At 62.1% G+C, this 22,361-nt stretch carries 21 protein-coding genes; 1 reads left to right on the forward strand and 20 read right to left on the reverse strand.

Annotation, left to right across the window (positions count from 1 at the left end):
• Positions 1-17: 17 nt before the first annotated feature.
• The 19 genes from HDE72_RS24840 to ybaK all read right to left on the reverse strand — a co-directional run bounded on the left by HDE72_RS24840 (position 18) and on the right by ybaK (position 18,737).
• Positions 18-1,469 (reverse strand): TIGR01777 family oxidoreductase, encoded by a 1,452-nt coding sequence (locus HDE72_RS24840; protein WP_183747473.1) that lies wholly within the window; start codon positions 1,467-1,469, stop codon positions 18-20.
• Positions 1,466-2,110, reverse strand: a complete 645-nt coding sequence (locus HDE72_RS24845) for a DUF4166 domain-containing protein (protein ID WP_183747476.1) — start codon at positions 2,108-2,110, stop codon at positions 1,466-1,468. The genes HDE72_RS24840 and HDE72_RS24845 overlap by 4 nt, the downstream gene beginning before the upstream one ends.
• The gene (locus HDE72_RS24850) at positions 2,107-2,670 is read right to left on the reverse strand and encodes a GbsR/MarR family transcriptional regulator (RefSeq protein ID WP_183747479.1); all 564 of its coding nucleotides are present in this window, start codon (positions 2,668-2,670) and stop codon (positions 2,107-2,109) included. Before HDE72_RS24850 ends, HDE72_RS24845 begins: the two co-directional genes overlap by 4 nt.
• 67 nt (positions 2,671-2,737) lie before the next feature.
• Positions 2,738-3,835, reverse strand: a complete 1,098-nt coding sequence (locus HDE72_RS24855; protein WP_183747482.1) for an acyl-CoA desaturase — start codon at positions 3,833-3,835, stop codon at positions 2,738-2,740.
• Positions 3,832-4,944 (reverse strand): sterol desaturase family protein, encoded by a 1,113-nt coding sequence (locus HDE72_RS24860; protein ID WP_183747485.1) that lies wholly within the window; start codon positions 4,942-4,944, stop codon positions 3,832-3,834. The genes HDE72_RS24855 and HDE72_RS24860 overlap by 4 nt, the downstream gene beginning before the upstream one ends.
• Positions 4,941-5,564: a phosphatase PAP2 family protein gene (locus HDE72_RS24865; protein WP_183747488.1), complete on the reverse strand. Its 624-nt coding sequence runs from the start codon at positions 5,562-5,564 to the stop codon at positions 4,941-4,943. The genes HDE72_RS24860 and HDE72_RS24865 overlap by 4 nt, the downstream gene beginning before the upstream one ends.
• Positions 5,561-6,856 carry a F390 synthetase-related protein gene (locus tag HDE72_RS24870; RefSeq protein ID WP_183747490.1) on the reverse strand — a complete coding sequence of 432 codons (1,296 nt, stop codon included), beginning with the start codon at positions 6,854-6,856 and terminating at the stop codon, positions 5,561-5,563. Before HDE72_RS24870 ends, HDE72_RS24865 begins: the two co-directional genes overlap by 4 nt.
• Complete coding sequence (locus HDE72_RS24875) at positions 6,853-7,683, reverse strand: MBL fold metallo-hydrolase (protein WP_183747493.1); 831 nt, start codon at positions 7,681-7,683, stop codon at positions 6,853-6,855. Before HDE72_RS24875 ends, HDE72_RS24870 begins: the two co-directional genes overlap by 4 nt.
• Positions 7,676-8,713 carry an NAD-dependent epimerase/dehydratase family protein gene (locus tag HDE72_RS24880; protein WP_183747496.1) on the reverse strand — a complete coding sequence of 346 codons (1,038 nt, stop codon included), beginning with the start codon at positions 8,711-8,713 and terminating at the stop codon, positions 7,676-7,678. The genes HDE72_RS24875 and HDE72_RS24880 overlap by 8 nt, the downstream gene beginning before the upstream one ends.
• Positions 8,714-8,723: 10 nt before the next feature.
• Positions 8,724-9,704 carry a 3-oxoacyl-[acyl-carrier-protein] synthase III C-terminal domain-containing protein gene (locus HDE72_RS24885; protein ID WP_183747499.1) on the reverse strand — a complete coding sequence of 327 codons (981 nt, stop codon included), beginning with the start codon at positions 9,702-9,704 and terminating at the stop codon, positions 8,724-8,726.
• Positions 9,705-9,740: 36 nt separating this feature from the next.
• Positions 9,741-10,643 (reverse strand): ion transporter, encoded by a 903-nt coding sequence (locus tag HDE72_RS24890; RefSeq protein WP_409254984.1) that lies wholly within the window; start codon positions 10,641-10,643, stop codon positions 9,741-9,743.
• Positions 10,644-10,715: 72 nt separating this feature from the next.
• Positions 10,716-12,467, reverse strand: coding sequence for a cation:proton antiporter domain-containing protein (locus HDE72_RS24895; protein ID WP_183747502.1), 1,752 nt, complete (start codon positions 12,465-12,467; stop codon positions 10,716-10,718).
• A 37-nt stretch (positions 12,468-12,504) separates the two neighbouring features.
• Positions 12,505-13,731 (reverse strand): metal-dependent hydrolase, encoded by a 1,227-nt coding sequence (locus HDE72_RS24900; RefSeq protein ID WP_183747505.1) that lies wholly within the window; start codon positions 13,729-13,731, stop codon positions 12,505-12,507.
• Between the two features lie 33 nt (positions 13,732-13,764).
• The gene (locus HDE72_RS24905) at positions 13,765-15,405 is read right to left on the reverse strand and encodes a GDYXXLXY domain-containing protein (RefSeq protein WP_183747508.1); all 1,641 of its coding nucleotides are present in this window, start codon (positions 15,403-15,405) and stop codon (positions 13,765-13,767) included.
• On the reverse strand, positions 15,402-16,361 hold the full coding sequence (locus HDE72_RS24910) for a DUF2157 domain-containing protein (protein WP_183747511.1): 960 nt from the start codon (positions 16,359-16,361) through the stop codon (positions 15,402-15,404). Before HDE72_RS24910 ends, HDE72_RS24905 begins: the two co-directional genes overlap by 4 nt.
• A gap of 41 nt (positions 16,362-16,402) precedes the next feature.
• Entirely contained in the window at positions 16,403-16,693 is a 291-nt protein-coding gene (locus tag HDE72_RS24915; RefSeq protein ID WP_183747514.1) for a DUF427 domain-containing protein, read from the reverse strand.
• Between the two features lie 67 nt (positions 16,694-16,760).
• Complete coding sequence (locus tag HDE72_RS24920; protein ID WP_183747517.1) at positions 16,761-17,414, reverse strand: DsbA family oxidoreductase; 654 nt, start codon at positions 17,412-17,414, stop codon at positions 16,761-16,763.
• 93 nt (positions 17,415-17,507) lie between these two features.
• Positions 17,508-18,152 carry a glycerol-3-phosphate 1-O-acyltransferase PlsY gene (plsY, locus tag HDE72_RS24925; RefSeq protein ID WP_260176906.1) on the reverse strand — a complete coding sequence of 215 codons (645 nt, stop codon included), beginning with the start codon at positions 18,150-18,152 and terminating at the stop codon, positions 17,508-17,510.
• 93 nt (positions 18,153-18,245) lie between these two features.
• Positions 18,246-18,737 (reverse strand): Cys-tRNA(Pro) deacylase, encoded by a 492-nt coding sequence (gene ybaK, locus HDE72_RS24930; RefSeq protein WP_183747532.1) that lies wholly within the window; start codon positions 18,735-18,737, stop codon positions 18,246-18,248.
• A gap of 37 nt (positions 18,738-18,774) precedes the next feature.
• On the opposite strand from ybaK, the gene HDE72_RS24935 reads away from it, so the two are divergent.
• Positions 18,775-19,752 (forward strand): endonuclease/exonuclease/phosphatase family protein, encoded by a 978-nt coding sequence (locus HDE72_RS24935; protein WP_183747535.1) that lies wholly within the window; start codon positions 18,775-18,777, stop codon positions 19,750-19,752.
• On the opposite strand, the gene HDE72_RS24940 is transcribed toward HDE72_RS24935, so the two are convergent.
• The gene (locus tag HDE72_RS24940) at positions 19,749-22,265 is read right to left on the reverse strand and encodes a sensor domain-containing protein (protein ID WP_183747538.1); all 2,517 of its coding nucleotides are present in this window, start codon (positions 22,263-22,265) and stop codon (positions 19,749-19,751) included. The genes HDE72_RS24935 and HDE72_RS24940 overlap by 4 nt on opposite strands.
• Positions 22,266-22,361 lie beyond the last annotated feature (96 nt).

A 22,361-nucleotide genomic window follows, 5' to 3' on the forward strand; every position in this document is an offset into this window, starting at 1 on the left:
CCCCATACTACACCAGCTTACAGGCTGCGCAGCGCCCCTTCCAGCTGCGGATACTGGAACACAAAACCGTCCGCCAGCAGCCTCCGTGGCGCCACGCGCTGGCCTTCGACCAGCAAATCGGCCTGCTCGCCCAGCAAGCCCCGCATGACAAACGCCGGCGCGGGCATGAACGATGGCCGGTGCAGCACCTGGCCCGCCACTTGCGCGAAGCGGCGCTGCCGGACCGCTTCCGGCGCGCAGAAGTTGTAGGCGCCATCCACCGTCGTTTGTTCGCTGCGCAGCGCCAGGTGGGCGATGCCCCGCAGCACATCGTGCACATGCACCCACGACATCCATTGCAGACCGCTGCCCAGCGGGCCGCCCATACCGAGTTTGATCGGCAGCAGCATTTGCGGCAGCGAACCCTGATGACCAAAGACCAGGCCAAACCGCATGCGGGCCACTTGCACGCCGAATTTTTCCGCTACGCGCGCAGCAGTTTCCCACTCGCTGCATAGCTGCGACATGAAGATGGACTGCGGTGCACTGTCTTCGTCCAGCTCCCGATCATCGCCCTGCGCCTGCACGCCGTAATAACCGATGGCCGACGCCGACAGCAGCACCCTCGGTTTATGTTCGGCACGCGCTATCCAGGCCACCAGTTCCTGCGTCAGGGCCACCCTGCTGCGGCGCAAGGCCGCCTTGCGCGCTGCCGTCCAGCGCCAGCCGACGATGCGTGCGCCGGCCAGGTTGATCACCATATCGATGCGCTGTGCATCTGCCAGTTCACGGACAGACTCGATGCAGCGCACCCGGCCATCGAACAGCCATGCCGATGCCTTCGGCTGGCGCGTCAGCACCGTCACCACATGGCCATCGGCCAGCAGGGCGGCCACCAGTTGCTGGCCGATGAAACCGGTGGCGCCCGTCACCAGCACCGTTTGTGGTGTACTAGCAAAGCCAAGCACTTCTGTTTTTTGCTGTTCCCGGCTGCGCAACTGCCAGGCCGCGTAGCCATCGCGCAAGCCCGACAGGCCCACGCCGACGCCACACAGCGCAAGGAAAACGCTGAGCCAGCCCTGTGGCTGCCATACCAGCGCCGTCGGCAAGCTGGCCCAGTCGCCGCTGTTCAAGGCCAGCAAGGTGATGAAGGCGCCGCCATTAATCGCCAGCACCGTGTGCGTAACCCTCTCCGTGGCGGGCAGCAAGCGCGTGCGGTCTTCCACCACGAAGTCCCACAGGGTCAGCACGATTTCCACACTGAAGATGGCGACCAGCGCCCAGGCCAAGCCACCGTGCCACTCCCAGGCGGACAAGCCGACAAACAGCGCGCTGTAGATCAGGGCGCGCACCGCGTGGATCGACAGCTCGAGCCGCGCCGAGGTCTTTTGCGGCAGCGCCTCGGTCAGTTCATGGTGGTACACAGTGTCGAAGGCGCCCAGGCAGCCTTGCGCCGCCATCAGTTGCAGGGCCAGCAGATGCGTATTCATGATTTTTCCTTGTCGTGTGCGGGGCCGGCGATTTCATGGAAGCGGCCCACCTGCAAAAAAGTCGTGCCAAACAGGGCGTGGCGTATCTCGATGCGGATATTGAATTGCTCGCGGTCGTCGTTGCGGTGGCATAAAAAGGTCTTGCCGGGCGTGAGCAACCCGGGCAGCGGCATGCGCCAGCCGAAGATATCCCAGAAATAGCCATCGCTGGTGAAGTACAGATTGCCGCCCTCGACGTGTAGCCGCAGCTTCATGCCCAGGCCCATGCCCACATATTCCAGCACTTCGCCGCGTTCGCTCTCGGCCATGTAGGAAGTAAAGCGGATAGGCTTGCGGCCATGCAGGCGGTAAGTGCGCTGCTTGAAAATGTGCGGGCAGGCGGGCCGGGAATAGACTTCGATATCGACCGGGAAGTCCGCATCGTCATACGGGATCAGCGCGCCAGCGATGAAGGGGCGCGTGATAAACCCCAGCAGCTTGCCCAGGCGCGAACTGCGCAATTGACTGAGTTCGCCCTGGTAGTACAGGGGCTGGCCCGGCGCAGGATTCTTCTCGAAGCGGCGGCGGATATCGGGATGCAGCTTGCCCCACTCGGCCCCCATCACCTTCCTGAACAGTTCTCCTTCGGAAGGGCTGTTCATGGCTTGCCCGATTTTTTCGATTTCGCCGGCTTGTCGTCGGGGCTGAGGAATTTGGCCACCTTGCCGCCCATGGACAGCATGCGCCGCAGGGTCGCCGGCGGCAGGTTCTTGTAATCGCTATAGGTGGAGCTGAGCATTTCCAGGAAAGCCAGCACCTCGCCCATGCGGACCAGGGTCTGTGGCGCAATCGCCGCATCGTGCTCGCCCTCGATCGCGCACTCGCGCAGCACCGACAGGGTGGGATCGATTTCGCGCCGCTTGCGCTCTTCCATGATGACACGGAAGATTTCCCATACATCCTGCAAGGCGACGAAATGGTCGCGCCGGTCGCCCATCACATGCGTGATGCGGGCCAGGCCCCAGCTTTGCAATTCCTTCAGGCTGTTGCTGACATTCGAGCGGGCCACGTTCAAGGTATCGGCGATGTCTTCGGCCGTCAGCGGCGCATTGGCCAGGAACAGCAGCGCGTGGATTTGCGACACCGTGCGGTTGACGCCCCAGCGCGTGCCCATTTCACCCCAATGCAGAATATATTTTTGCGTGGTCGGACTCAGCTCCATGATTTTCTCTTATTTCTGTCGTTACAGAAATGTAAGATATAAGGGACGCCGAGTCAAGCACGATACCTCAATGGTTTGCCGGTGGCTGGCCCATGGCACGCAAAAAGGCCTGCTGCGAAGCGTACAGCTGCCGGTAGCTCAGATTGCGGTAGACCAGGCCATGATGCGGCGCCAGCTCGGCGATGATGTCTGCCAGCGCCGGATAGTGGCGGTGGCTCCAGGTCGGGAAAAGGTGGTGGGTCAGGTGCAGATTCAGCCCACCCAGCCAGTAGCCGAGATGACGCAAGGCGCGCGGCTGCGGCGTCCAGTCGCAGGCCGTGTAAAACGTGTGCTGGCACCAGTCGTGCTGCAGGCTGTCATCGGCGCCCGGCTGGAAAAACTCCACCTCGGCCCAGTGCGTGCCCAGGATCAGCGCTACCAGTACGCAGGACGCCAGCATCTGGCCCAGCAGATATGTGCTTAGCACCACGCTCCAGCCGACATGGCCTTGCAGCAGCCATATTGGCAAGGCCAGCACCAGCGCCACGTGAGCCAGCTTCCAGCCCAGGAAGGAATACCAGCCAGACCAGCCCTGCAAGCGGCTATTCACCGCCACTGGCGTCTTGCCGAAGCGATCCAGCCAGTCGCCATACCAGTTCAGATAAGGTAGCGACAGCGCCGCCACCATGGGCCAGTACAGGTGTTGATAACGGTACTGCGGAGACCAGCGCTGGAATGGCGTCTGGCGCAAAAAAGGATTCGGTTCCGTGTCGAGGTCATGGCCTTCCACGTTGGCATACGGATGGTGGAAGTGCACGTGGCGGATAGTCCAGAAATCCGTGTCCACGCCCACCGGCAAGGCCACCAGCCGTATCAGCAAGCGGTTCAGCGGCCCGCGCCGAAACACGGCGCCATGGGCCGCATCGTGCAGGGTATTCATGGCCAGGACCATGGCCGTGACAAGGCAGCCAACATAGGCGGCGACAAAGACTAGCGTGCTTGTGGTGCGCAGCGCCAGCAGATACAGCAGCGCCGTCAGCACGACCAGGAAGACAGCCTTGGCATATACGCGCCAGTCGCCAAACCGATCTGTGTGTGCAGCGGCCAGATAGGCGTCGGCCCGCTGGCGCAATGCGCGCCGAAAAACAGAATCGTGCACCGGCTGGAAGCGCAGCAACTGGCTCATGCCCGCGTGCCGGAAGCAGCCGGCCAGCACAGGCGGCGCGCGCCATCGAGACCGTGGAGCAGCAACGCACCCAGGAAAACCATGCCCCAGACATCGCGCGCGCCATACCAGCCCAGGAACAGCAGCGGCATGGCCAGCGCGATCAATATCCAGGCGATGGCGCCCCAGCGGCGGGCATCGGACAAGCCGCCGAGCGCCAGGGTGCCGCCGAAGATCAGCGCAAACAGGATCGCCTGCTGCGCGCCAGCCAGCGCCGCTTCATGGTTGACGTAATAAATCACCAGCCCGAACAGGATCACGCCGCCGATGCCGATATACAGTTCCGGGACGTGGAAAAGGCCACGCGACTGCCACTGCGGGAAGCGCGCCCGCAGCCACTTGAACAGTTTGCCGTTGCTGGCCAACAGCGGGTTGTGCGTGGGCGCCATGCCCTTCACGCCATAATGCATTTCCACGCCCTCAAGTTCAGGCTGGAAGCTGCCGAATACTTTATCCCACAGCAGCAGGGTGCCGCCGAAATTGCGGTTGATGTAGCGCTTGTCGGTGCCGTGGTGCACGCGGTGATGCGAAGGCGTGACAAGAAATTTATCGAGAAAACCCGATTTTTTGATCAATGCATTGTGGTTGTAGAACTGCACGGAGTAATGCAGCGACGAGACGACGAGGAACACTTCCAAAGGCACGCCCAGCACGGCCAGGATGGCGATGAAGGGGAAATTCGTCAGCGAGGAATACCAGGAATTGCGCACGCCCAGCGACAGGTTGAAATGCTCGCCCTGGTGGTGCACCACGTGCACGGCCCATAGCAGTGGAAACTTGTGGTGCAGGCGGTGCATCCAGTAAAAACACAAGTCCCAGGCAAAAAAAGCGAATACCCACTGCACCGCCACCGGCCACCGGTCGACGATGTGAAAATTCGTGTAATGCAGCAGCAGACCGAAGGCGGCCACCTCCACTCCGCGAAATACCCACATCAGGATATGCCCGGAATTGAGGTTGAAAATCACATCCTTCCATGGCACAGGGGTCTTGCGCAGCCATTTCAGGATCAGCAGTTCGGCCAGCACGAAAGCCAGCATGATGAGGAAAGACAGGGCGAATGGGTTCATGATGCGGCTTTCGTAGAAAGAGCGCGGCGACTAAACCGGGATAACGGCAAACGCGCCAGCATGCCACCCGCCACGCCCACGGCCAGGCCGGCGCCGAGGTCGATACCGAGATGGCGGCGTAGCGCGATGATGGCGTAGCAAATGGCCGCGCCCAGCAGTGCGGCCAGCGTGGAACGAAGCAGATGGCGCCGGTCGTACAAGGCCCACACGCACAACAGGGTCAGGGCGCCGTGCAAAGACGGCAGACAGTTTTGCGTGGAGTCCACCGCCTGCAGCCAGCGCAGCGCCTGCGTGCTCCAGCCACTGCCATTGCCTACCGGTGGATAAGCCAGGGTGGTCGGGTATAGCAAAAACACCAGGCCGCAGAGTACGGCGGAAATCATCATGGCGCGCGCCAGCCAGCGCACGCGCAGCGCATCGGCCACCAGATAAGCGTACGGGATCAGGATAAAGAAAGACAGATACAGCCAGATGGCGGTGTCGCTATAGGGAATGGCAAGGTCCAGCGCCGTTTCGGGCAAGAGCGTACCCTGCCCCTGCAGAAAATCGCTGGAAAAATACACCAGGCCCACGCTGCCCCAGCCGGCCAGCAGATACAGCAAACGAGAAGACATCTTCATGGCGCGGCGCGGCGCGTGATGCGGCGCCGTTTTTTGGTGGGATCAAAGGGCGGCAGTGTGCCCGACAGCGTCCATTCCAGCGCATCGACGGCGACGCCCAGGCCATGCAGCACGACGTTCAGGTGTACGCGCAGCGCTGCCAGTTCGGCCTCGCCCAGGGCCGCGTGCAGCAACAGGGAAGCGTCACCTTGCTGCACCAGCCGGTAATCGGCGTCTGGCGGCAGCGCTTGCGCCAATGCCCGTGTCAGCACGTCGGCAAACACGGCGACTGTTTCGCCATCACGCGCAGATGGCAGCACCAGCATGTCGTCGCAGCGCCCTTCGATGCCGGCTATGGCGCGCGTGGCCCGGCCGCAGGGGCAAGGGGTGGCACGCGCGACCAGGATATCGTCCAGGCGGTAACGCACGATGGGCTGGGTGATGCGCGTAAAGTCAGTAATCACGGGCACGAAGCGGCGCTGTTCAGCATCTAGCCACTGCGGCTCGACTTGCACGTATTCCTCGTTCAAATGCAGCACGCCATGTTCACAGGTACTGGCCAAAAAGCCTTCGGTAGCCTGGTAAATCTCATGCACGGCGCCAAAGGCCTGCACGATCAGGGCACGGTCTTGCGGCTCCAGCACTTCGGCCACCGAGATGACTTTTTTCGGCGCCAGCGCCAGTTGTCCAGCGATGACACCCAGGGCCAGCTGGCGCAGCACCTGCGCTGGCGCCACGATCACGGAAGGCTGATAGGCCACCAGTGCGGCGCACAAGATATCAAACGGTTGGAACAGATCGAAAAAAGAAAAGGTCAGCCATGGCGAGCGCACGGCCGTGTACAGATTGCTGTTCGCGCGCAGGAACAAGGCCACTCTTTCACCGGAAAACAAGCCGTCCGGCAGGGCCCTGGCCAGCATCACACCGGCCCATTGCGCTTTTTCGCGGGGGCTGACGGCAAACACGGCCCGCTGCGACGAAGTGCCGGATGACAGGCCCACCGTGATATCGCCCACGGCAGGCGTAAAGTCGCGGCTGCGCTCGGCCGCCATGGCCGCTTCCATCGCGGGCGCCAAACACACGCCGGCCGTATTCATGGCGTCAAAATGTGCCAGCATCAGCGCCTTGTTCATGCCCGGCCACTGCTCCAGCGGCAGATTCCGGTAGGGCGCAAAGTAGCGGCTGCGCGCGCATAACGTTGCCGTAAAACGGGCCAGTTGCCGCCGCTGATGGATTTCCAGCTGCGCGCGGTCAGTAAAACGCAGCCGGCGCGTGCGCCAGTACGACGACAATAACCACACGAGGCGCATCATGGATGGCCCGCCACGGCCACGTAGTCTGGCGTGCCTTCATGCGTGATGCGGATCTGCGCATTACCCGACTGGTGCAACTGGTGCAAGCGCCGCAAAGTAGCGTAATACGGCGCGCGCTGGTGCTGGATGAGGAAGGACAATTCCGACGGTCCGCGCAGTTGCTGAAAACTTTCCGGCACCCAGGCGGCGTCGGACGCCAGCAAGGTCCAGCCATTATCTTGCAGCACGAAGGCGCCGATATGACCGACCGCATGGCCAGGCAATGCAACGATATAGATTTCACCGGTGCCGCTCACGTCGCGCCCAAGGGTAAAAGGATGTAGCGCAGCTGGCAAGGCTGTCTCGGCCACGCTTTCCACAAAGCCCAGGCGGTCGGCGATATCGTCGGGCAGCAGCTCGGGCACGAAAGCCTGGCGCACGGCGGCAAAGCCGGACAAGCCGCGCACGGCGTCCCAGCCTACTTGTGAGCACATCAAGCGGACGGCAGGAAAATCGCGCAGGCCGGCGATATGGTCGGCGTGGAAGTGCGACAGCAGCAAGGTGTGGATATCGTTGGGCGATACGCCATGCGCGCGCAATTGCCCCGGCAGCGATTCGTGCGCGTCGAACGAAATCGGCGTCACCCAGGCGTACAGCCGGTACACGCCTTTGGCGGTGGCAGCGCGAAAGTGCTCGGCGTAGCCGGTGTCCCACAAATACAGGCCGGCCCGCGTTTCGATCAGGTAGGCGCGCGAGGGAAAACAGCGGCTGGCCAGCCCGCTGCCTTTCAAGACCATGCACGATGGATGGGTGCAGTGGCCGACGCGAAAGGTGGTGATGCTAGCCATTGCGCTCCTTGATCAACCTGACGGCGGCGGCTTCCTGGCGCATCCACTGCGCCGTGCGGGCAATGCCTTCCTGCAGGCTGACGATGGGCTGGTAGCCCAGCACCTTGCGCGCCTTGGCGTTATCGAGCGTCATGTCGAAACTGAGGGCGCCGATGCTGTAGGGCGTGAGGGACGGTTCCCGGCGCGTAAAACGCGAGGCGAATTGCATGGCGCGCGCGGCCAGCGCCAGCAAGCGATACGGCACTTTGATGATCTCGAACGGCTGCTGCAAATGCTCGCAAAACAGGCTGCGCAAAATGTCGCACAAACGCGCCGGTTCGCCATTGGTGATATTGAAGGCAGCGCCCGATTGCAGGTTTTTATGTGTCGTCGCCAGCCACATCGCATGCACCACATTGTCGACATAGGTGATGTCGAGCGTGACGGCGCCGCCGTGGGGCAGCGGCAGCTTGCCGCCGCGCTGGGTCAGCACGCGGGCCAGGCGCGGAATCAGCACCTGGTCATGCGGGCCGAAGATGGCGCGCGGGCGCAGGATCACGCAGCGCATGGCCGGATGACGCTCTGCCGCATCCTGCACCAGCTTTTCCGCCATCGCCTTGCTGCGCGCATAGGCGTTCACAAACGTCTCGGGGCGGAAGGTTTCCGGCACCTCGTAGCGGTTGCGGTAATCGAAATACATGGCCGGCGTAGAGATGTGCACGAAGTGGGCCACATGCAAGCTGCCGGCCGCGCGCAGCAGCTGGCCGGTGGCCGTGACGTTGGCGGCGATGAAGTCGCGCTCTGCTCCCCACGGCGACGACAGGGCCGCGCAATGCCAGACGGCGTCCATGCCGCGCACCAGCTGGTCGACCTGCTGCGGCGTGGCCAGGGCCAGATCGAGCGGCACGAACTGGGCGCCCATGCGTTCCAGTTCGAGTCCGACGGCCAGATTGCGGCCGGTGGCGCGCACGTCCACGCCCTGCGCCAGCAAGGTCTGCACGGCGTTGCGCCCCAAGCCGCCCGTCGCTCCCGTGACCAGTATCCGCCTCATCGCGCCATCCTCATAGATCGACCACCATGCCGCCGATGGTCAGGCCGGCGGCCGTGCCCATCATCAGCAAGCGCTGTCCGGCCACGGCCCGCCCCGTCATCACTGCTTCATGCAGCGCGGTGGGAATCGAGGCGGCAACCTGGTTGCCATGGCGTTCAAAGATCTTGATGATTTTAGCATCGGGAACCGCGAGAATGCGCGCCGCATGCGCCAGTCCCAGCGGGCTGGCCTGGTGCGGCACCACCACGTCGATCCGCTCCAGGCCGGCGCCCGATTCGACCATCAATTGCTCGAGGAAGGCGGGCATGACTTTTACAGCCAGGCGAAATACGGCCTTGCCATCCATGCGGAAAAGGTAGTCGGCGGGTTCCACGCCATTGCGCGGATTGCGCTCGGTGCCGCCGCCGCGAATTTCACAGTAGCGCCGCCCTTCCGGATACGTGCCCATCTTGTAGGCGCGGATGCCGGCAGCGCCATCGCCGCGCTCGACGATGACGGCGGCGGCGCCATCGCCAAAGATCATCGACGCTTCCGGCTCGCTCCAGTCGACCCCGCGTGAAGCCAGGTCAGAGGCAACGATGGCGATGCGCCGGTAGCCGCCATCGGCCAGCAGCGAGGCGGCCACGCGGAAGGCGGCCATGAAACTGAGGCAGCTGGCATTGATGTCGAAGGTCGGCGTGCCTGGCGGCAAGCCCGCATGCTGGGCGATGAAGCACGCCGTGTTGGGCAAGGCTTGCTCGGGCACGCCGCAGGCGCCGATCAACAAGTCGATATCGGCCAGTTTGAGACTGGCGTTCTTTAGCGCATCTTGCAGGGCGGCCGCGCCCAGCTGGCTTTGCGATTCATCGGGCGCCGCCACGAAGCGCGACAGCACGCCGCTCTTGCGCAAGGTGTAGCCGGGAGGATGACCGAGTTTGCGGTCCAGGCTATCGGAGCTGACGCTGTGGGACGGCACGGCCTTGCCCGTCGCTATCAAGCGAACTGGAATCATTGTTGGCCTTATGTAAAGTTGGTGCGCTACAGCGTGTTAATCGCTGGCCATGGGCGGCAATTTGTCGCCACAGTTCTTGCAGAACCTGGCGTCGTCGTCGAGTCCTTCTTTCAGGCAGGCGGGGCAGGCCCGCGTGGTGACGAGCTTGACGCTGCGCTGCATCGTCATTTCGGAGCTGATAATGCCAGTTGGCACTGCCAGGATGCCCCAGCCGAGCAGCATCATCAGCGATGAGATGGCGCGCCCGATGTCGGTCTTCGGCGCGATATCGCCGAAACCTACCGTAGTCATGGTACTGATGGCCCAGTATATGGCGGTCGGGATGCTGGTAAAACCGTTATCTGGCCCTTCCACGACATACATCACAGTTCCCAATAAAAACACGACCATCATCACGAACGATAAAAAGATCAAAATCTTGCGCTTGCTGGCCAGCAGGGCGCGGCCCAGCACCGTGTATTCATGCACATACGAGGTCAGCTTGAGGATACGGAACATGCGCAGCAGACGCAAAATACGTACGTCGATCAGCACATGGGCGCCAGGCAAGAGCAAGCCGATATAGGTGGGGATGATCGCCAGCAAATCGATCAAACCAAAAAAACTCTTGGCGTAGCGCACCGGATGCTTCAAGCACAGCAAACGGGCGATGTATTCGATGGTAAACACGATGGTGAAAAACCATTCCAGCGCCATCAGCACGGTGTTGTAGCGGGCGGCTACGGAAGCGATGCTGCTGAGAACGACCACCGTCACGCTCATCAGGATGGCGGCGATCAGCGCCAGGTCGAAAGCGCGGCCCGTGCGGGTTTCCGCCTCGAAAATGACGATATACAGTTTTTCGCGCCAGCCCCGTTCGGGCTTGCCGTAGCGCTGCTTTGCTTCCTGTGCGGCAAGTTGCTGCGGTGTCATGGCCGCGTGGGGGGAGTCTGGCTTCATGGAGATCGTTCTTTCATACAGTGATTATTGTATAGATCATTTGGAAACGATGACCACACGCGCGCACATACTCTAGGACAACTTTTTGGCTAGCAGCACCGCATTGCGCCGCTCCCTTTCCGTTTGCACCACCTCGGCCGCCCGTGCTTCCGGCAAACCCACTGTCTGCAGCACGGTGGTCGTCAGTTGCAGCGCCGATTCCAGCGCCTCGGGCACGACCAGGGTGGCGCCGGCCTGCACCAGCGCCACCGCGTTGGCTTCATCGCGGGCGCGCGCATACACGGGCAGGTGGGGATAATCGCGGCGTATTGATTTCACGGCGTGCAGCACAGAGGCAGGATGATCCATGGTCAGCACCACGGCGGCGGCCCGGTCAGCGTTGACCTTTTGTAACAATTCAGCGCGCGAAGCATCGCCGAAATACACGGGAAAACCACGCGGATGCATGGTCGTGACCAGCTTGGCGTCATTTTCGATGGCCACATAAGCGATATCCTGTTCCGTCAGCACCTTGGCCAGCAATTGCCCTACCCGGCCGAAACCGGCGATGATGACCTGGCTGCCCTGTGGTGGCAACGCGTCGTCAGCCAGATCGGCCAGTTGATGGCGGTGGCGCTGTTCCCACCAATTGCCGAAACCGCGCGCGGCGCGCGACAAGGCGGGCGTGGCAAACAGGCTCAGGCCCACCACCAGCATGACGAACTGCGCCACCTGCGGCGCGATCAATTTCGTGCCCAGCGCATAGGCGACCACGATAAAGGCAAACTCGCCGCCCTGCCCCAGCAGCACGCCCGTTTCCACTGCGCGGCCCCAGTGAAAGCCGCCAAGGCGGAAAATCACGCTGATCACCAAGGTCTTCACGGCAAACAGGGCGAGTACGGCCAGCGGTATCAAAATCGGCGACTTGATGATTTCGCGCACATCGATCTGCATGCCCACCGACATGAAAAACAGACCCATCAGCAAGCCCTTGAAGGGCTCGATGGTCACTTCCACTTCGTGGCGAAATTCCGTTTCGGCCAGCAACAATCCGGCCAGCAAGGCGCCCAGCGCCATCGACAGGCCTGCCAGATAGGTCAAGCCCGCAATACCCAGGGTGCTGAGCAAGGTCAAGGCCATGAAGACGTCGGGCTGGTGCTTCTTGACGAAAAACTGGAACAGGGGGCGAATGACCCTGCGGCCCAGCAGATAAATCAGCAGGATGGCGCCAGCCGATTTCACGGCAGCAAAGCTGAGCAGATAGGCCAGGTCTTCGCTGTGACCGCTGGCAAACACGTCGATCAGGATGAACAGCGGCACCACCATCAGATCCTGGAACATCAAAATGGAAAAGCCCGCCTGGCCAGCCGGCGTCTGCAGGGAACGCCGGTCGGCCAGCAATTGCATCACCACCGCCGTGGACGATAGCGACAGCACCAGACCCAGCACGATGGCCGCTTCCAGTGGCATGCCCAGGTAGTACACCACGATGCCGATCAGGCTGGCACTGGCCGCCACCTGCGCCACGCCGGCGCCAAATACCCAGCGGCGCAGCGCCCACAGCCGTTCGGTGGACAATTCCAGGCCTATCATGAACATCAAAAACATCACGCCCAGCTCGGCCAGGCCGCTGACCTGCTCGGCGCGGACAAACGAGAAATACCTGAGCCAGCTAAAGTCGCCCGCCCACAGGCCGAAACCGAATGGCCCGAACAGGGCGCCCACGGCCAGAAAACCCAGTACCTGGTTGACTTTCAGGCGTTGCAATAGCGGGATAAAAATCCCGGCCAGGGCGAGAAACAGCAAGGTTTCTCGCAGATACGGTAAGGCGTGTTGCTCTTCCAAAATAATCCTGCGTAAAAGGTGATCGGTGGCGTAGCCGCTATTCGCGTAAATTCAGCATATCTGCACGCGGGTGGCCCCAGCCGGGCACATAGGCAGGGCAAGGGCGGGCGCGGAATTGTTCCAGCTCGATGGTCGTGAAATTAGGCAACATGTCTGGATTGAAACGCACATCGGTCAAGCCATGGTCCAGCTTGGGCATGCGGCCAAAACGCAGCCAGGCGTCGGCATAGCAATTGTGCGATTGCAACTGGCGCAAGCTGGCCAGGCTGCCCGTCGCCTGCGCAGACAGGCCGATGCCGGGCGCCAGCTGCCCACCCTGCCCCGTTTCCGCCAAGCCTGCGGGACAGGCATTGGGCGCCAGCGCCGCCGGAAACACGCTCATGGTGCCGCGCCGCAAGGTGTACACATCTGTCTTGCTGTCGAGCGCAACATAAATCCAGCACAGCGGGTGGCTGGGAAACGCCGTCATCGCCACGTCCCACACACGCGTGCCGGGATTGAGTTGCTGCACCGCCGCTTCGACCCGGGCGCGGCCCACGGCGGACGCCACGCCCTGCACACCGATAAAGGTGGCGCCCAGCGCAAACGCCAGCAGCAAGGCGCCCTTGCCGCGCTCGCCGGCACGGCCTTGCAGCACCGTCAACAAGGCACCCAGCGCCAGCAGCACGATGCAGGCGACTGGCGTCAGAAAGTTTTTATACGTAAAGAAACACAGGGCGGCCGCCAGCGCCGCCAGCAGCACAGTCTTCACGATGCCAGAGCGCAAGGAGGCGATCACAGGCACCCCCAGCAAGACCCAGAACATGGGCTCGACGATGAACACCATGTCGCCATACAACCAGCGGCTGTTGAAGGGGTAAAAGGGATGGATGCCATAGGAATTGAGGAAATCCATACCCATGTGCAAGCCAAAGCCCAGCACCATGCACAAGGCCAGCCCCAAGCGGGCAGCACTGCTGTCTTTCAACAGGCGCCGCGCAGCCGGCCACAGCAGCCACAGCATGGCCAGCAACAGCAGCGCCTGCGGCAAGGCCAGCAGCAAGGTATGCGTATGGCCCCGATGATGCAGCAGATAACCGAACGGTGATGGCAGCAGCCTGGTCAGTATCAAATCCAGGTCGGGCGCGTTGCTGGCAAACCAGGCGCTAAACAGAAACAGCGCACGACGGGTGCGCTGGGCGGGTTCCTGGGGTTCAGATGGCAGGCTGCGATGCAGTAATTCACCGGCTGCCAAGCCGATGACCGAATGCGTAATATTATCCATTCGGAAATTCTACAGGGTTTCCTGTTGCCAGGACTACAGCACCTCCAGTTGCGGTCCCCGCATGCCCACCAGCAAGGCACGTCCATCGGGCATCACGCGAAACTCGCCAAACCGGGCTTTTTCCCAGCGCGCCGCCTCGCCTTCCTTGAAAAACCAGGCATCGCTGACCAAGACCCAGCTGCCATTTTTCGGCGTCAATTCCAACAGGAATTCACCGGGCAGCAGCGGCTTGCCGTCGTACAGGCGATGTATCTGCGCCACGCCCCGCGCGTCACGCATAGCCACCACATGGGGGCGGCCGCCAGCCCCGTGCACGCTGGCCTCGACAGAGAGCATGCCCAATTGCAGGAAATTGAGGCGCATAAAATCGCCCTGCATCAAGGAACGGGGATCAACGGGCGCCAGTTCCACAAACACCGGCTCGCCCTTCACAATCAGCTGCTGTTTTTGCCAGATGCCGCCATTGGCCACCAGCAGCACCAGCAGCAAGCCCGCCAGCAAACCACATTGCGATACGCGGCCATGCCGCAGTTTTCCCGCCGCCTGGCGTTCGACCAGATGCAGCATCCCCCGCGTGGCCAGCCACGCCAGCGCGCACAGCACGGCGCCGGCGACGGCCAGCAGCGTGGCCTTGCTGGCCAAGGTCCAGGCCAGCTGGTAATAAAAGCTGCCGATGACCCAGGCGGCCGCCACTGCCGCAGCGGTCGCGACGCGGGTGCGTCCGCTTGCCAGGCAGAACGCGAGGATCAGCAGTACGGGGCCGAGCGCGGGCATACACCAGGCCAGTACAATCAACACCAGCGCTACGCCGATGGCGGGCAGTTGGCGCAACGCCGGCCAGCACCGTAACATCCACCCGGCGGCAGCCAGCGCCAGCAGCACCGACAGACCAGGCAACGTCAAGCTGTACCAGCCGGTGCCGTCATGCCTGGACAGTTCATGCGTGGCAACACCTGCCATACCATCACCCAGGCTGGCGCCCAGCATGAAGGTCATTCCCGACCAGCTGATCAAACCCAGCAAGATGGCCAGTACCCAACCGGTCGAGATGGATTCGATCAAGGCAGCCACGCGCGCACCACGGCCATCATTGAAGACATTTGTTTGCAGCCAGTGCGCGCCCAGCCAGATGACCAGCACCAGTATCCAGGCGCTGAACAAAACGAGAGGATCACGGCCATACAACCAGTCGTGATCGAAGGCGCCTATACCCAGCGCAAGCGCACCACAGGCAAGCACGCCCAGCAGCACACGCAGCCAGTCGCGCGGCAAGGCAGCAGCGACCAGCAGGCTCAATGCACTGAGCAAGAAATACGGCGATGGACCAGACAGATCGCGAAACAGCGCATAGCCCAGCAAGCCACCACCCACCAGCAAACAGGGCACGGCCAGTTGTTCGACAAACAGGGGAATGTCGCGCGCACGTATCACCGATACGGCACCGACTAGCACGATGATCGCCACGATATAGGCGGCCGGTCCCTGACGCATCATGCTTTCCAGCCCGAAACCGAGCGCCAGCATCAGGGGGATGGCGGCCAGCCAGGCGCCAAAAGCCGTCATCAGCACCAGCGGCCACGGCCGCACATCCTGCACCGGGCGCGCAGTACCATCAGGCAACAGACCAGCGTGCGTGGCGTCGGCGATCAGGGCATCCATTTGCTGATCGTTCATGCCGCCTCCTGGCGCGTACGCCACAAGATGCCTTGTACTGTGACCGCCAGCAAGGCAGCGGCAAGCAGCCCCAGCATGACCAAAGCACCGATACCGTCACCACTTCCGCTCAACAGCGCGCGTCCCAGGCCGCCCACCAGCAGGGTATTGAGACCAAGCGCGACGGCGCTCAAGCCGAACACATCGAATAATCGCCGTGTCGCCAGCAAGGCACAGGCGACAGCCAGCAAGGCCAGGCCTGCCCAGTATGGCGTACCCAGCTCATTGCTGAACAGGGCGCTGATGGCCGTGCCTGTGATCAAAATGGTAGCCAACATCAAGCCCAGGCGCAAAGCCCAGGGACCGGCTCCCGTCCAGCGCACCAGCAGCGGCGAAACAAAAGCGCAGGCCAGCAGCAGCACCAGCCAGCCAGTGACGAAAATGCCCAGGTCAGCCGAATCGATGCGCCAGCGGTGGCCCGCCTGCGCCTGCATCCACAGGGTGGCAGCCGTGGCCAGCACCAGCATCCATGGCGTCCACAGCACGTCGCTGCGCGCCACCAGGCATAGCGGCAAGGCCAGCACGGCCCAGACGGCAAACAATTGCCACGGGTCGGCGCCCGTCTGGTAAGTCTGGCCGAAATACGCAAACAGGCCGCCGATGCTCAGCAAGGCGATCAGCAGCAGGGGTAGGCGCGCCTTGGGCAGGCAGAAAGCGCCCACGCAGGACGCGAGAAACACCGCTTGCAGCAAGGCAAAGCGCCCCATGCGGCCCAGCTCTTCCCAGTTGGCGGCTATCCAGAAGATCAACCCCAGGCCCAGCAAGGCGGCGCCCAGCACGGCCACGCCGCGCGGCAGCCAGTAACTGAGCCGTGACGGTTCGCGCTGGAAACCGGCCAGTGCATGCAATTGCCTGGTTTTCTGCGCGTCCAGACCATTGCTTGAGGCGAGTTCATACACGGCGAGGCGTAAATCCATCGTCTGCTTTCTATCTCAGGATAAAGGAGTGCGGAAGAGGCTCAGCGCTCGACCGTCACGCCGCGCCAGAAGGCGAGGTGGCCGGCAATTTGCTTGGCGGCATCTTTGGGTTCTGGGTAATACCAGGCGGCTGTGGCATTGGTCTGGCCATCGACGACCAGGTCGTAATAGCTGGCGGTGCCCTTCCAGGGACAGACTGTCGTATGACTGCTGGGACGCAAGTACTCTTGCTTTACCGCCGAAATGGGGAAATACACATTGTTTTCAACGATCTCGACCTGATCGTCGTTAGCTTGCGCGATGATCGCGCCGTTCCAGCTTGCTGTTGGCATAAAAATATCCTCCTCTGGCGAGTGTAGCGCAAAAGGAGGAGCACTGTGCGCGCCATAGGCGCGGCGATCAAGCGCCGGCGATGATCTGGCGCAAGGCTTGCTCAAACACTTCAGGCGGCTGGCCGCCAGAAATCAGGTGGCGCTCATTGATGATGACGGCTGGCACCGAATTGATACCGTTTTGCTGATAAAAACGTTCGCGCTCGCGCACCTCGTCGGCGTAGGCGCCGGAGGCCAGCACTTCAGCCGCCTTGGTGGTGTCCAGCCCCACCTGGCCCACCACTTTCAGCAGCAGCTCGTGCGACGAAGGATTCTCGCCTTGCGTGAAGTAAGCGTCGAACAAGGCCATTTTCAATTCTTTCTGGCGCCCTTCCAGCTCGGCCCAGTGCAGCAAACGGTGGGCGTCGAAGGTGTTGTAAATGCGGCCACGTTTATCCATGGCAAACGTAAAGCCCAGCGCTGCGCCGCGCGCACGGATCGCTTCACGCGATTGCGCCATCTGTTCTTCGGTGGAACCGTATTTGTGGGCGATATGTTCGCCGATATCCTCGCCTTCAGGAACCATATTGGCGTTCAGCTCGAAAGGCTGGAAATGGATCTCGGCCTGGGCCGTGTCTTTCAGCTTGTCCAGCGCCTGTTCCAGCGACTTGAGGCCTATCACGCACCAGGGGCAGGAGACATCGGAAACGAAATCGATACGGACGGGAGTAGGTGTAGACATGGGCGGACCTTTATCGGAAGGCGATGGATGGCAGCCGCACGGTGCGGCGCCGCAAGCCCAGCATATGCGTGCGGCGCCACAGAAATCAAGCGTTTACTTTTTCTTGCCAGCGACCTTGGCCGCATCCTTCTTGCCGCCTATCTTGCTTTCTTTACCAGAAAGCAAATTGGCGATGTTCTGGCTGTGACGGTAAGCCAGCAGCACGCTCATGGCGATCACCGCCAGCAAGATAGGATCGACACCGAACAGCAAACCGTAATAAAACGGCGCGAACAGGGCTGCCACCAGCGCCGCCAGCGAGGAATAGCGGAAGGCGTAGGCGATGATCAGCCAGGTCGCCAGGGTTGCCAGGCCCAGCCAGACATTGATGCCCAGCAACACGCCCAGCGCCGTCGCCACGCCCTTGCCGCCGACGAAACGGAAGAAAATCGGCCACAGATGGCCGAGAAAAACGGCAATCGCCACCAGCGCCACCGCCGTGTCGCCCACGCCCAGGGCGCTGTCAAAGTGCGAGGCCAGGAAGACGGCCAGCCAGCCCTTGGCGCCGTCGCCCAGCAAGGTCATGATGGCGGCGCCCTTGTTGCCGCTACGCAGCACATTGGTCGCGCCCGGATTTTTCGAGCCATAAGTGCGCGGATCGGCAATGCCGAAAATCTTGCTCATCACCACGGCAAACGATATCGAGCCGAGCAAGTAAGCGGCCACTGTCATTGCCAAGGTTGTGATTACTGGATTCATTTCTTCCCTTTGTTAATTATTTCCCTGACATCAAGGCCAGGGCAGCAGAATATACACCAGGTGGCGACCCGATAACAGCGGTCAAAACAGCCATCAATCTTTCAAGGCGCATTGCACCGGCTTGGCTTGCAGCAAGTCGAGCAGCACCTGGGGCGCCAGCGAGACGAGAAAACCGCGCCGGCCGCCATTGATGTAGATGCGCGGCAAGGCCAAAATGGTTTCTTCCACGTAGACGGGCATGGCCTTTTTGGTGCCGAAGGGCGAGGTGCCGCCTATCATGTAACCGGAATGGCGCTGCGCTACCTCGGGCTTGCACGGCTCAACCGACTTGCAGCCGATGCCACGGGCCAGGTTCTTGGTCGAGACCTTGCAATCGCCATGCATCAGCACGATCATTGGGCGCGCCGCCTCGTCCTGCATCACCAGTGTCTTGATGACATCATGTTCAGGCACGCCCAATTCACGCGCCGACACGCTGGTGCCGCCGTGTTCCTCGTAGGGATAGGGGTGTTCATTGAAGGAAACTTGATGCTTGCGCAGCATCTGCGTCGCCTGGGTTTCGGAAATATGCTCTTTTTTAGCCATGCGTGATACGCTGATCGTTCAGTGAGGAGTACTAATTATGCAGGAAGAAATCCGCTTTGCCACCTTCAATGTCTGTAATCTTGCTCCCGCCGGGGCAAAATTGTATGACAACCTGGAACCGTTGACGCAGGTGCAATACGAGGCCAAGCGCGAGTGGACGGCGCGGCAGATCGACTTGCTCGACGCCGATGTGATCGGTTTTCAGGAAGTTTTCTCGCAAGCGGCCCTGCGCGACGTGCTGGCCCACACGCGCCACTACCGCGACGCCACGCAAGCGGGTATCGATGCGGTCGATGGCAGTGGGCGCATGCTGCCTTCCGTGGCGCTGGTATCGCGGCTGCCATTGGCCGGGCCTGGCATTGCCTATCCCACCTTTCCTGCCGGCGTCAGCTTGCCTAGGGAAGGCCAGGGCACTGATGCCAGCTTGAACCGCTACGCACGCGCCCCCCTGCATGTACAAGTCATGCTGCCTGGCGGAAGCTTGACCGACGTGCTGGTCGTGCATCTGAAATCGCGCCGGCCCGATTACCGCAATGGCGATGGCAACGATGTACTCAACTATGCGCTAGCCAATCTGCGCTCGCTGCAGCGGCGCGGCGCCGAAGCGGTGGCGCTGCGCGTGCTGGCGAGCGAACTGGGCCACAGCGGCCATCCCCGCATCGTGCTGGGCGACTTCAACGACATTGCCAATGCCGTCACCACCGCCATCGTGATGGGCGCCGGTGCAGCATGCCAGCCCGGTGAGGAGATGCGCGAACGCTTGTACGACAGCAACGCCATCCAGCTGCGCCAGGATTATCTGCGCCATGTGGGCTACACGAATATCCACGACAGCGCCTATATGACCATCGACCATATCCTTGTCTCCGAGCATTTTCACCCGGCCTCGCCGCGCGCCATCGGCCTGGTGCTCGACGTCGTTTACCTGAACGACCATTTGCTGCAGGCGCTGCCGCAGGCGTCCGACCATGGCCAGGTGCTGGTGCGCATCAAGCTCCTGGGCAATATCGGCTAGGCAAGCAATCTTGCCAGGGCGCTGCCGGCCAGCTGCGCGCTGGCATAATATCCCTGGTACTGGTCGCAGCCCTGCGCCCGCAAATAGGCCAGTTGCTGCGGGCTTTCCACCCCCTCCGCGATCACGGTCAGTTGCAAGGTGCGCGCCATGGCGATGATGGTGGCCGCCACCGCCGTATCGGCCGGGTCGCCGCCCGGGTCTTGTAGAAACGAGGGATCGATCTTCAGCTTGTCCACCGGGTAATGGCGCAAGTTCGCCAGCCGCGAATAGCCGGTGCCGAAATCGTCGATGGTCAGGGTAACGCCCAGCGCGCGCAATTGCGCCAGCACCTCGGCCAGGCGCACGCCGCCCTTCATCAAGGTCGTTTCCGTCAATTCCAGCGACAGTGCAGCAGGCGGCAAGCCCGATACGCGCAGCGCTTCCTGCACGCTGCCCATCAGATTGTTTTGTATACATTGCGCCGGCGACAGATTCACCGACACGCTCAAGGCATGGCCGGCATCGTGCCAGGCCCGTGCACGCAGGCAGGCGTGACGCAAGACCCAGTGCCCGATCGGCACCATCAAGCCGCATTCCTCGGCGCTCAGCATGAAGCGTTCGGGCTTCAGCAAGCCCAAATGTGGATGCTGCCAGCGCAGCAAGGCTTCTGCACCGACCACCTCGCCGCTGGCAATCTCGATCACGGGCTGGAATTCCAGCACGAATTCGCTCTTGCCCAGAGCATCGCGCAAGCCTTGCTCCAGGCTGGCGCGTTCGATGATCTGCGCATTCATGGCCGCACTGACGAACTGAAAATTATTGCGTCCCAGCTGCTTGGCGTGATACATGGCCGTATCGGCGTTGTGCATCAGGGTATCGATATCTTCGCCGTCGCTGGGAAAGATGGCCACGCCAATCGAAGCCGACACCTGCAATTCGTAGGCGCCCAGCTGGTACACCTGCGTGACGGCTTGCAGCACGCTGGCCGCCACGTGGGCCGCCTGGTCGATGCCGCCCACCTCGGCCAGGATGATGACGAATTCATCACCGCCATGGCGGCTGACGGTATCGACGCTGCGCACGCAGCGCACCAGGCGCCGGGCAACTTCCTTGAGCAGCAAATCGCCCACGTGATGGCCCATGCTGTCGTTGATATGCTTGAAGTGATCGATATCAAGATACAGGATGGCCAGCATGCTGAGCTTGCGCCGCGCTGCCGCCAGCGCCAGCGACAGCCGGTCCAGCAGCAGCACGCGGTTCGGCAAGTCGGTCAGGAAGTCGTGCTCGGCCAGGTGGCGCGTCTGCTCCTCGCTACGTTTGCGCTCGCTGATATCGCTGAGGATAGCCATGTAATTGCTGGCATGAGCATGGTGGTCGCGGATGGCCGTCAGCGATAGCCAGGCCGGGTAGCGCGCGCCGTTCTTGCGTAGCGCCACAATTTCCCCTTGCCAATATCCACGGTGGGCAACCACCTCCCACATGGGCGCATCCAGCGCCTGCTGCTCGGAGACGAAGGGCTGGCCTTTCAGCTCATCGACGCCATAACCGCTGATCTCGCTGTAGGCCGGATTGATGCTCAGCACTTTTTGTTGCTGATCCATCACGACGATGGCCTCGCGTGCATGCTCGACCACTTGCGCCGCCAGGTAGAGCGAGCGCTCGGCCAGCTTGCGCTCGGAAATATCGCGTATCACCGCGTAAAACAGATAGCTATGGCCCAGGGTAATCGAGGTCAGCAAGACTTCGCTCCAGAACGGCTCGCCCGAACAGCGCAGGTATTGCCATTCATAACGCCAGTTGCCCTCCGCATGCGCCTGCGCCGCCATCTGCGTGCCCAGCACGGCCGAGGGATTGCCGCATGCTTGCTGCGGCGGCGAGAAATCGCTGAGACAGCGCCCGATCAGGCGCTGCCGGTCTGCACAGGCAAACAGCGCGATGGCGGCGGGATTGAGTTCGGCGATGACTTCATCGCGCAGCAGCAAGATGGCGTCGGAGGATTTGTCGAACAACTGCCGAAAATTGTCTGCCATCAACAGCAAGGCACTCACCGACATGCCTTGCTGCTGATTGGCCGAGATATCGACATCGATACAGAATACCTGCTGTACCCGCCCCGCCTGCAGCACGGGGAACAGGCTGGAGCAGATACAGCGGGGAGCGATCTCATCAGCGCACAGCTTCCACAGCCGCAAGGACCTGGCCTTGCCCGTTTGCCATACGCTGGCCAGTTCCTCGGCAAAGCCTGCTCCGGCATCGGCCGGTGCGCCCTCGGACCACTCGCCAGCTACGCTGCGCCAGTGCTGGCCCATGGCTTGCCCGGCGTTCACACCATACAGGCGCGCCGCGCCGACGCTCCAGTAGCGCACAAAACCATCGCGGTCCAGGCCGCGCACGGCCATGCCAGGCGCCTGTTCGACGGCCTCGACCAGGATGGACAGCAAATCGAGCGCCCTGGCAGCAGGCCCCATGCCGGGATCGGCAGGAACCAGCAAGCGGCCCGGCGGCGCGGCGGGTCCGGTAATCCGTTCAGACATCAGCTCCCTCCGCGTCACGGCGCTAGCGCAAGCAGCGGCCCGCCCGGCCTGTCCGGTAGTTCCGCCATCCTGTCCATTCTTGCGCGCCAGGGAATC

It is taken from the genome of Janthinobacterium saanense, assembly GCF_014200675.1.
In the GTDB taxonomy this organism is placed as follows: Bacteria; Pseudomonadota; Gammaproteobacteria; order Burkholderiales; family Burkholderiaceae_D; genus Janthinobacterium.

Bases quoted from the DNA above. Each gene is read 5' to 3' on its own strand.
- HDE72_RS24880 (WP_183747496.1), bottom strand. From the start codon at position 8,713: ATGAGGCGGATACTGGTCACGGGAGCGACGGGCGGCTTGGGGCGCAAC.
- HDE72_RS24850 (WP_183747479.1), bottom strand. From the start codon at position 2,670: ATGGAGCTGAGTCCGACCACGCAAAAATATATTCTGCATTGGGGTGAA.
- HDE72_RS24935 (WP_183747535.1), top strand. From the start codon at position 18,775: ATGCAGGAAGAAATCCGCTTTGCCACCTTCAATGTCTGTAATCTTGCT.
- HDE72_RS24940 (WP_183747538.1), bottom strand. From the start codon at position 22,265: ATGTCTGAACGGATTACCGGACCCGCCGCGCCGCCGGGCCGCTTGCTG.
- ybaK (WP_183747532.1), bottom strand. From the start codon at position 18,737: ATGGCTAAAAAAGAGCATATTTCCGAAACCCAGGCGACGCAGATGCTG.
- HDE72_RS24875 (WP_183747493.1), bottom strand. From the start codon at position 7,683: ATGGCTAGCATCACCACCTTTCGCGTCGGCCACTGCACCCATCCATCG.
- HDE72_RS24885 (WP_183747499.1), bottom strand. From the start codon at position 9,704: ATGATTCCAGTTCGCTTGATAGCGACGGGCAAGGCCGTGCCGTCCCAC.
- HDE72_RS24905 (WP_183747508.1), bottom strand. From the start codon at position 15,405: ATGAACGATCAGCAAATGGATGCCCTGATCGCCGACGCCACGCACGCT.
- HDE72_RS24870 (WP_183747490.1), bottom strand. From the start codon at position 6,856: ATGATGCGCCTCGTGTGGTTATTGTCGTCGTACTGGCGCACGCGCCGG.
- HDE72_RS24840 (WP_183747473.1), bottom strand. From the start codon at position 1,469: ATGAATACGCATCTGCTGGCCCTGCAACTGATGGCGGCGCAAGGCTGC.
- HDE72_RS24910 (WP_183747511.1), bottom strand. From the start codon at position 16,361: ATGGATTTACGCCTCGCCGTGTATGAACTCGCCTCAAGCAATGGTCTG.
- HDE72_RS24915 (WP_183747514.1), bottom strand. From the start codon at position 16,693: ATGCCAACAGCAAGCTGGAACGGCGCGATCATCGCGCAAGCTAACGAC.
- HDE72_RS24860 (WP_183747485.1), bottom strand. From the start codon at position 4,944: ATGAACCCATTCGCCCTGTCTTTCCTCATCATGCTGGCTTTCGTGCTG.
- HDE72_RS24900 (WP_183747505.1), bottom strand. From the start codon at position 13,731: ATGGATAATATTACGCATTCGGTCATCGGCTTGGCAGCCGGTGAATTA.
- HDE72_RS24920 (WP_183747517.1), bottom strand. From the start codon at position 17,414: ATGTCTACACCTACTCCCGTCCGTATCGATTTCGTTTCCGATGTCTCC.
- HDE72_RS24855 (WP_183747482.1), bottom strand. From the start codon at position 3,835: ATGAGCCAGTTGCTGCGCTTCCAGCCGGTGCACGATTCTGTTTTTCGG.
- HDE72_RS24890 (WP_409254984.1), bottom strand. From the start codon at position 10,643: ATGAAGCCAGACTCCCCCCACGCGGCCATGACACCGCAGCAACTTGCC.
- HDE72_RS24865 (WP_183747488.1), bottom strand. From the start codon at position 5,564: ATGAAGATGTCTTCTCGTTTGCTGTATCTGCTGGCCGGCTGGGGCAGC.
- HDE72_RS24845 (WP_183747476.1), bottom strand. From the start codon at position 2,110: ATGAACAGCCCTTCCGAAGGAGAACTGTTCAGGAAGGTGATGGGGGCC.
- plsY (WP_260176906.1), bottom strand. From the start codon at position 18,152: ATGAATCCAGTAATCACAACCTTGGCAATGACAGTGGCCGCTTACTTG.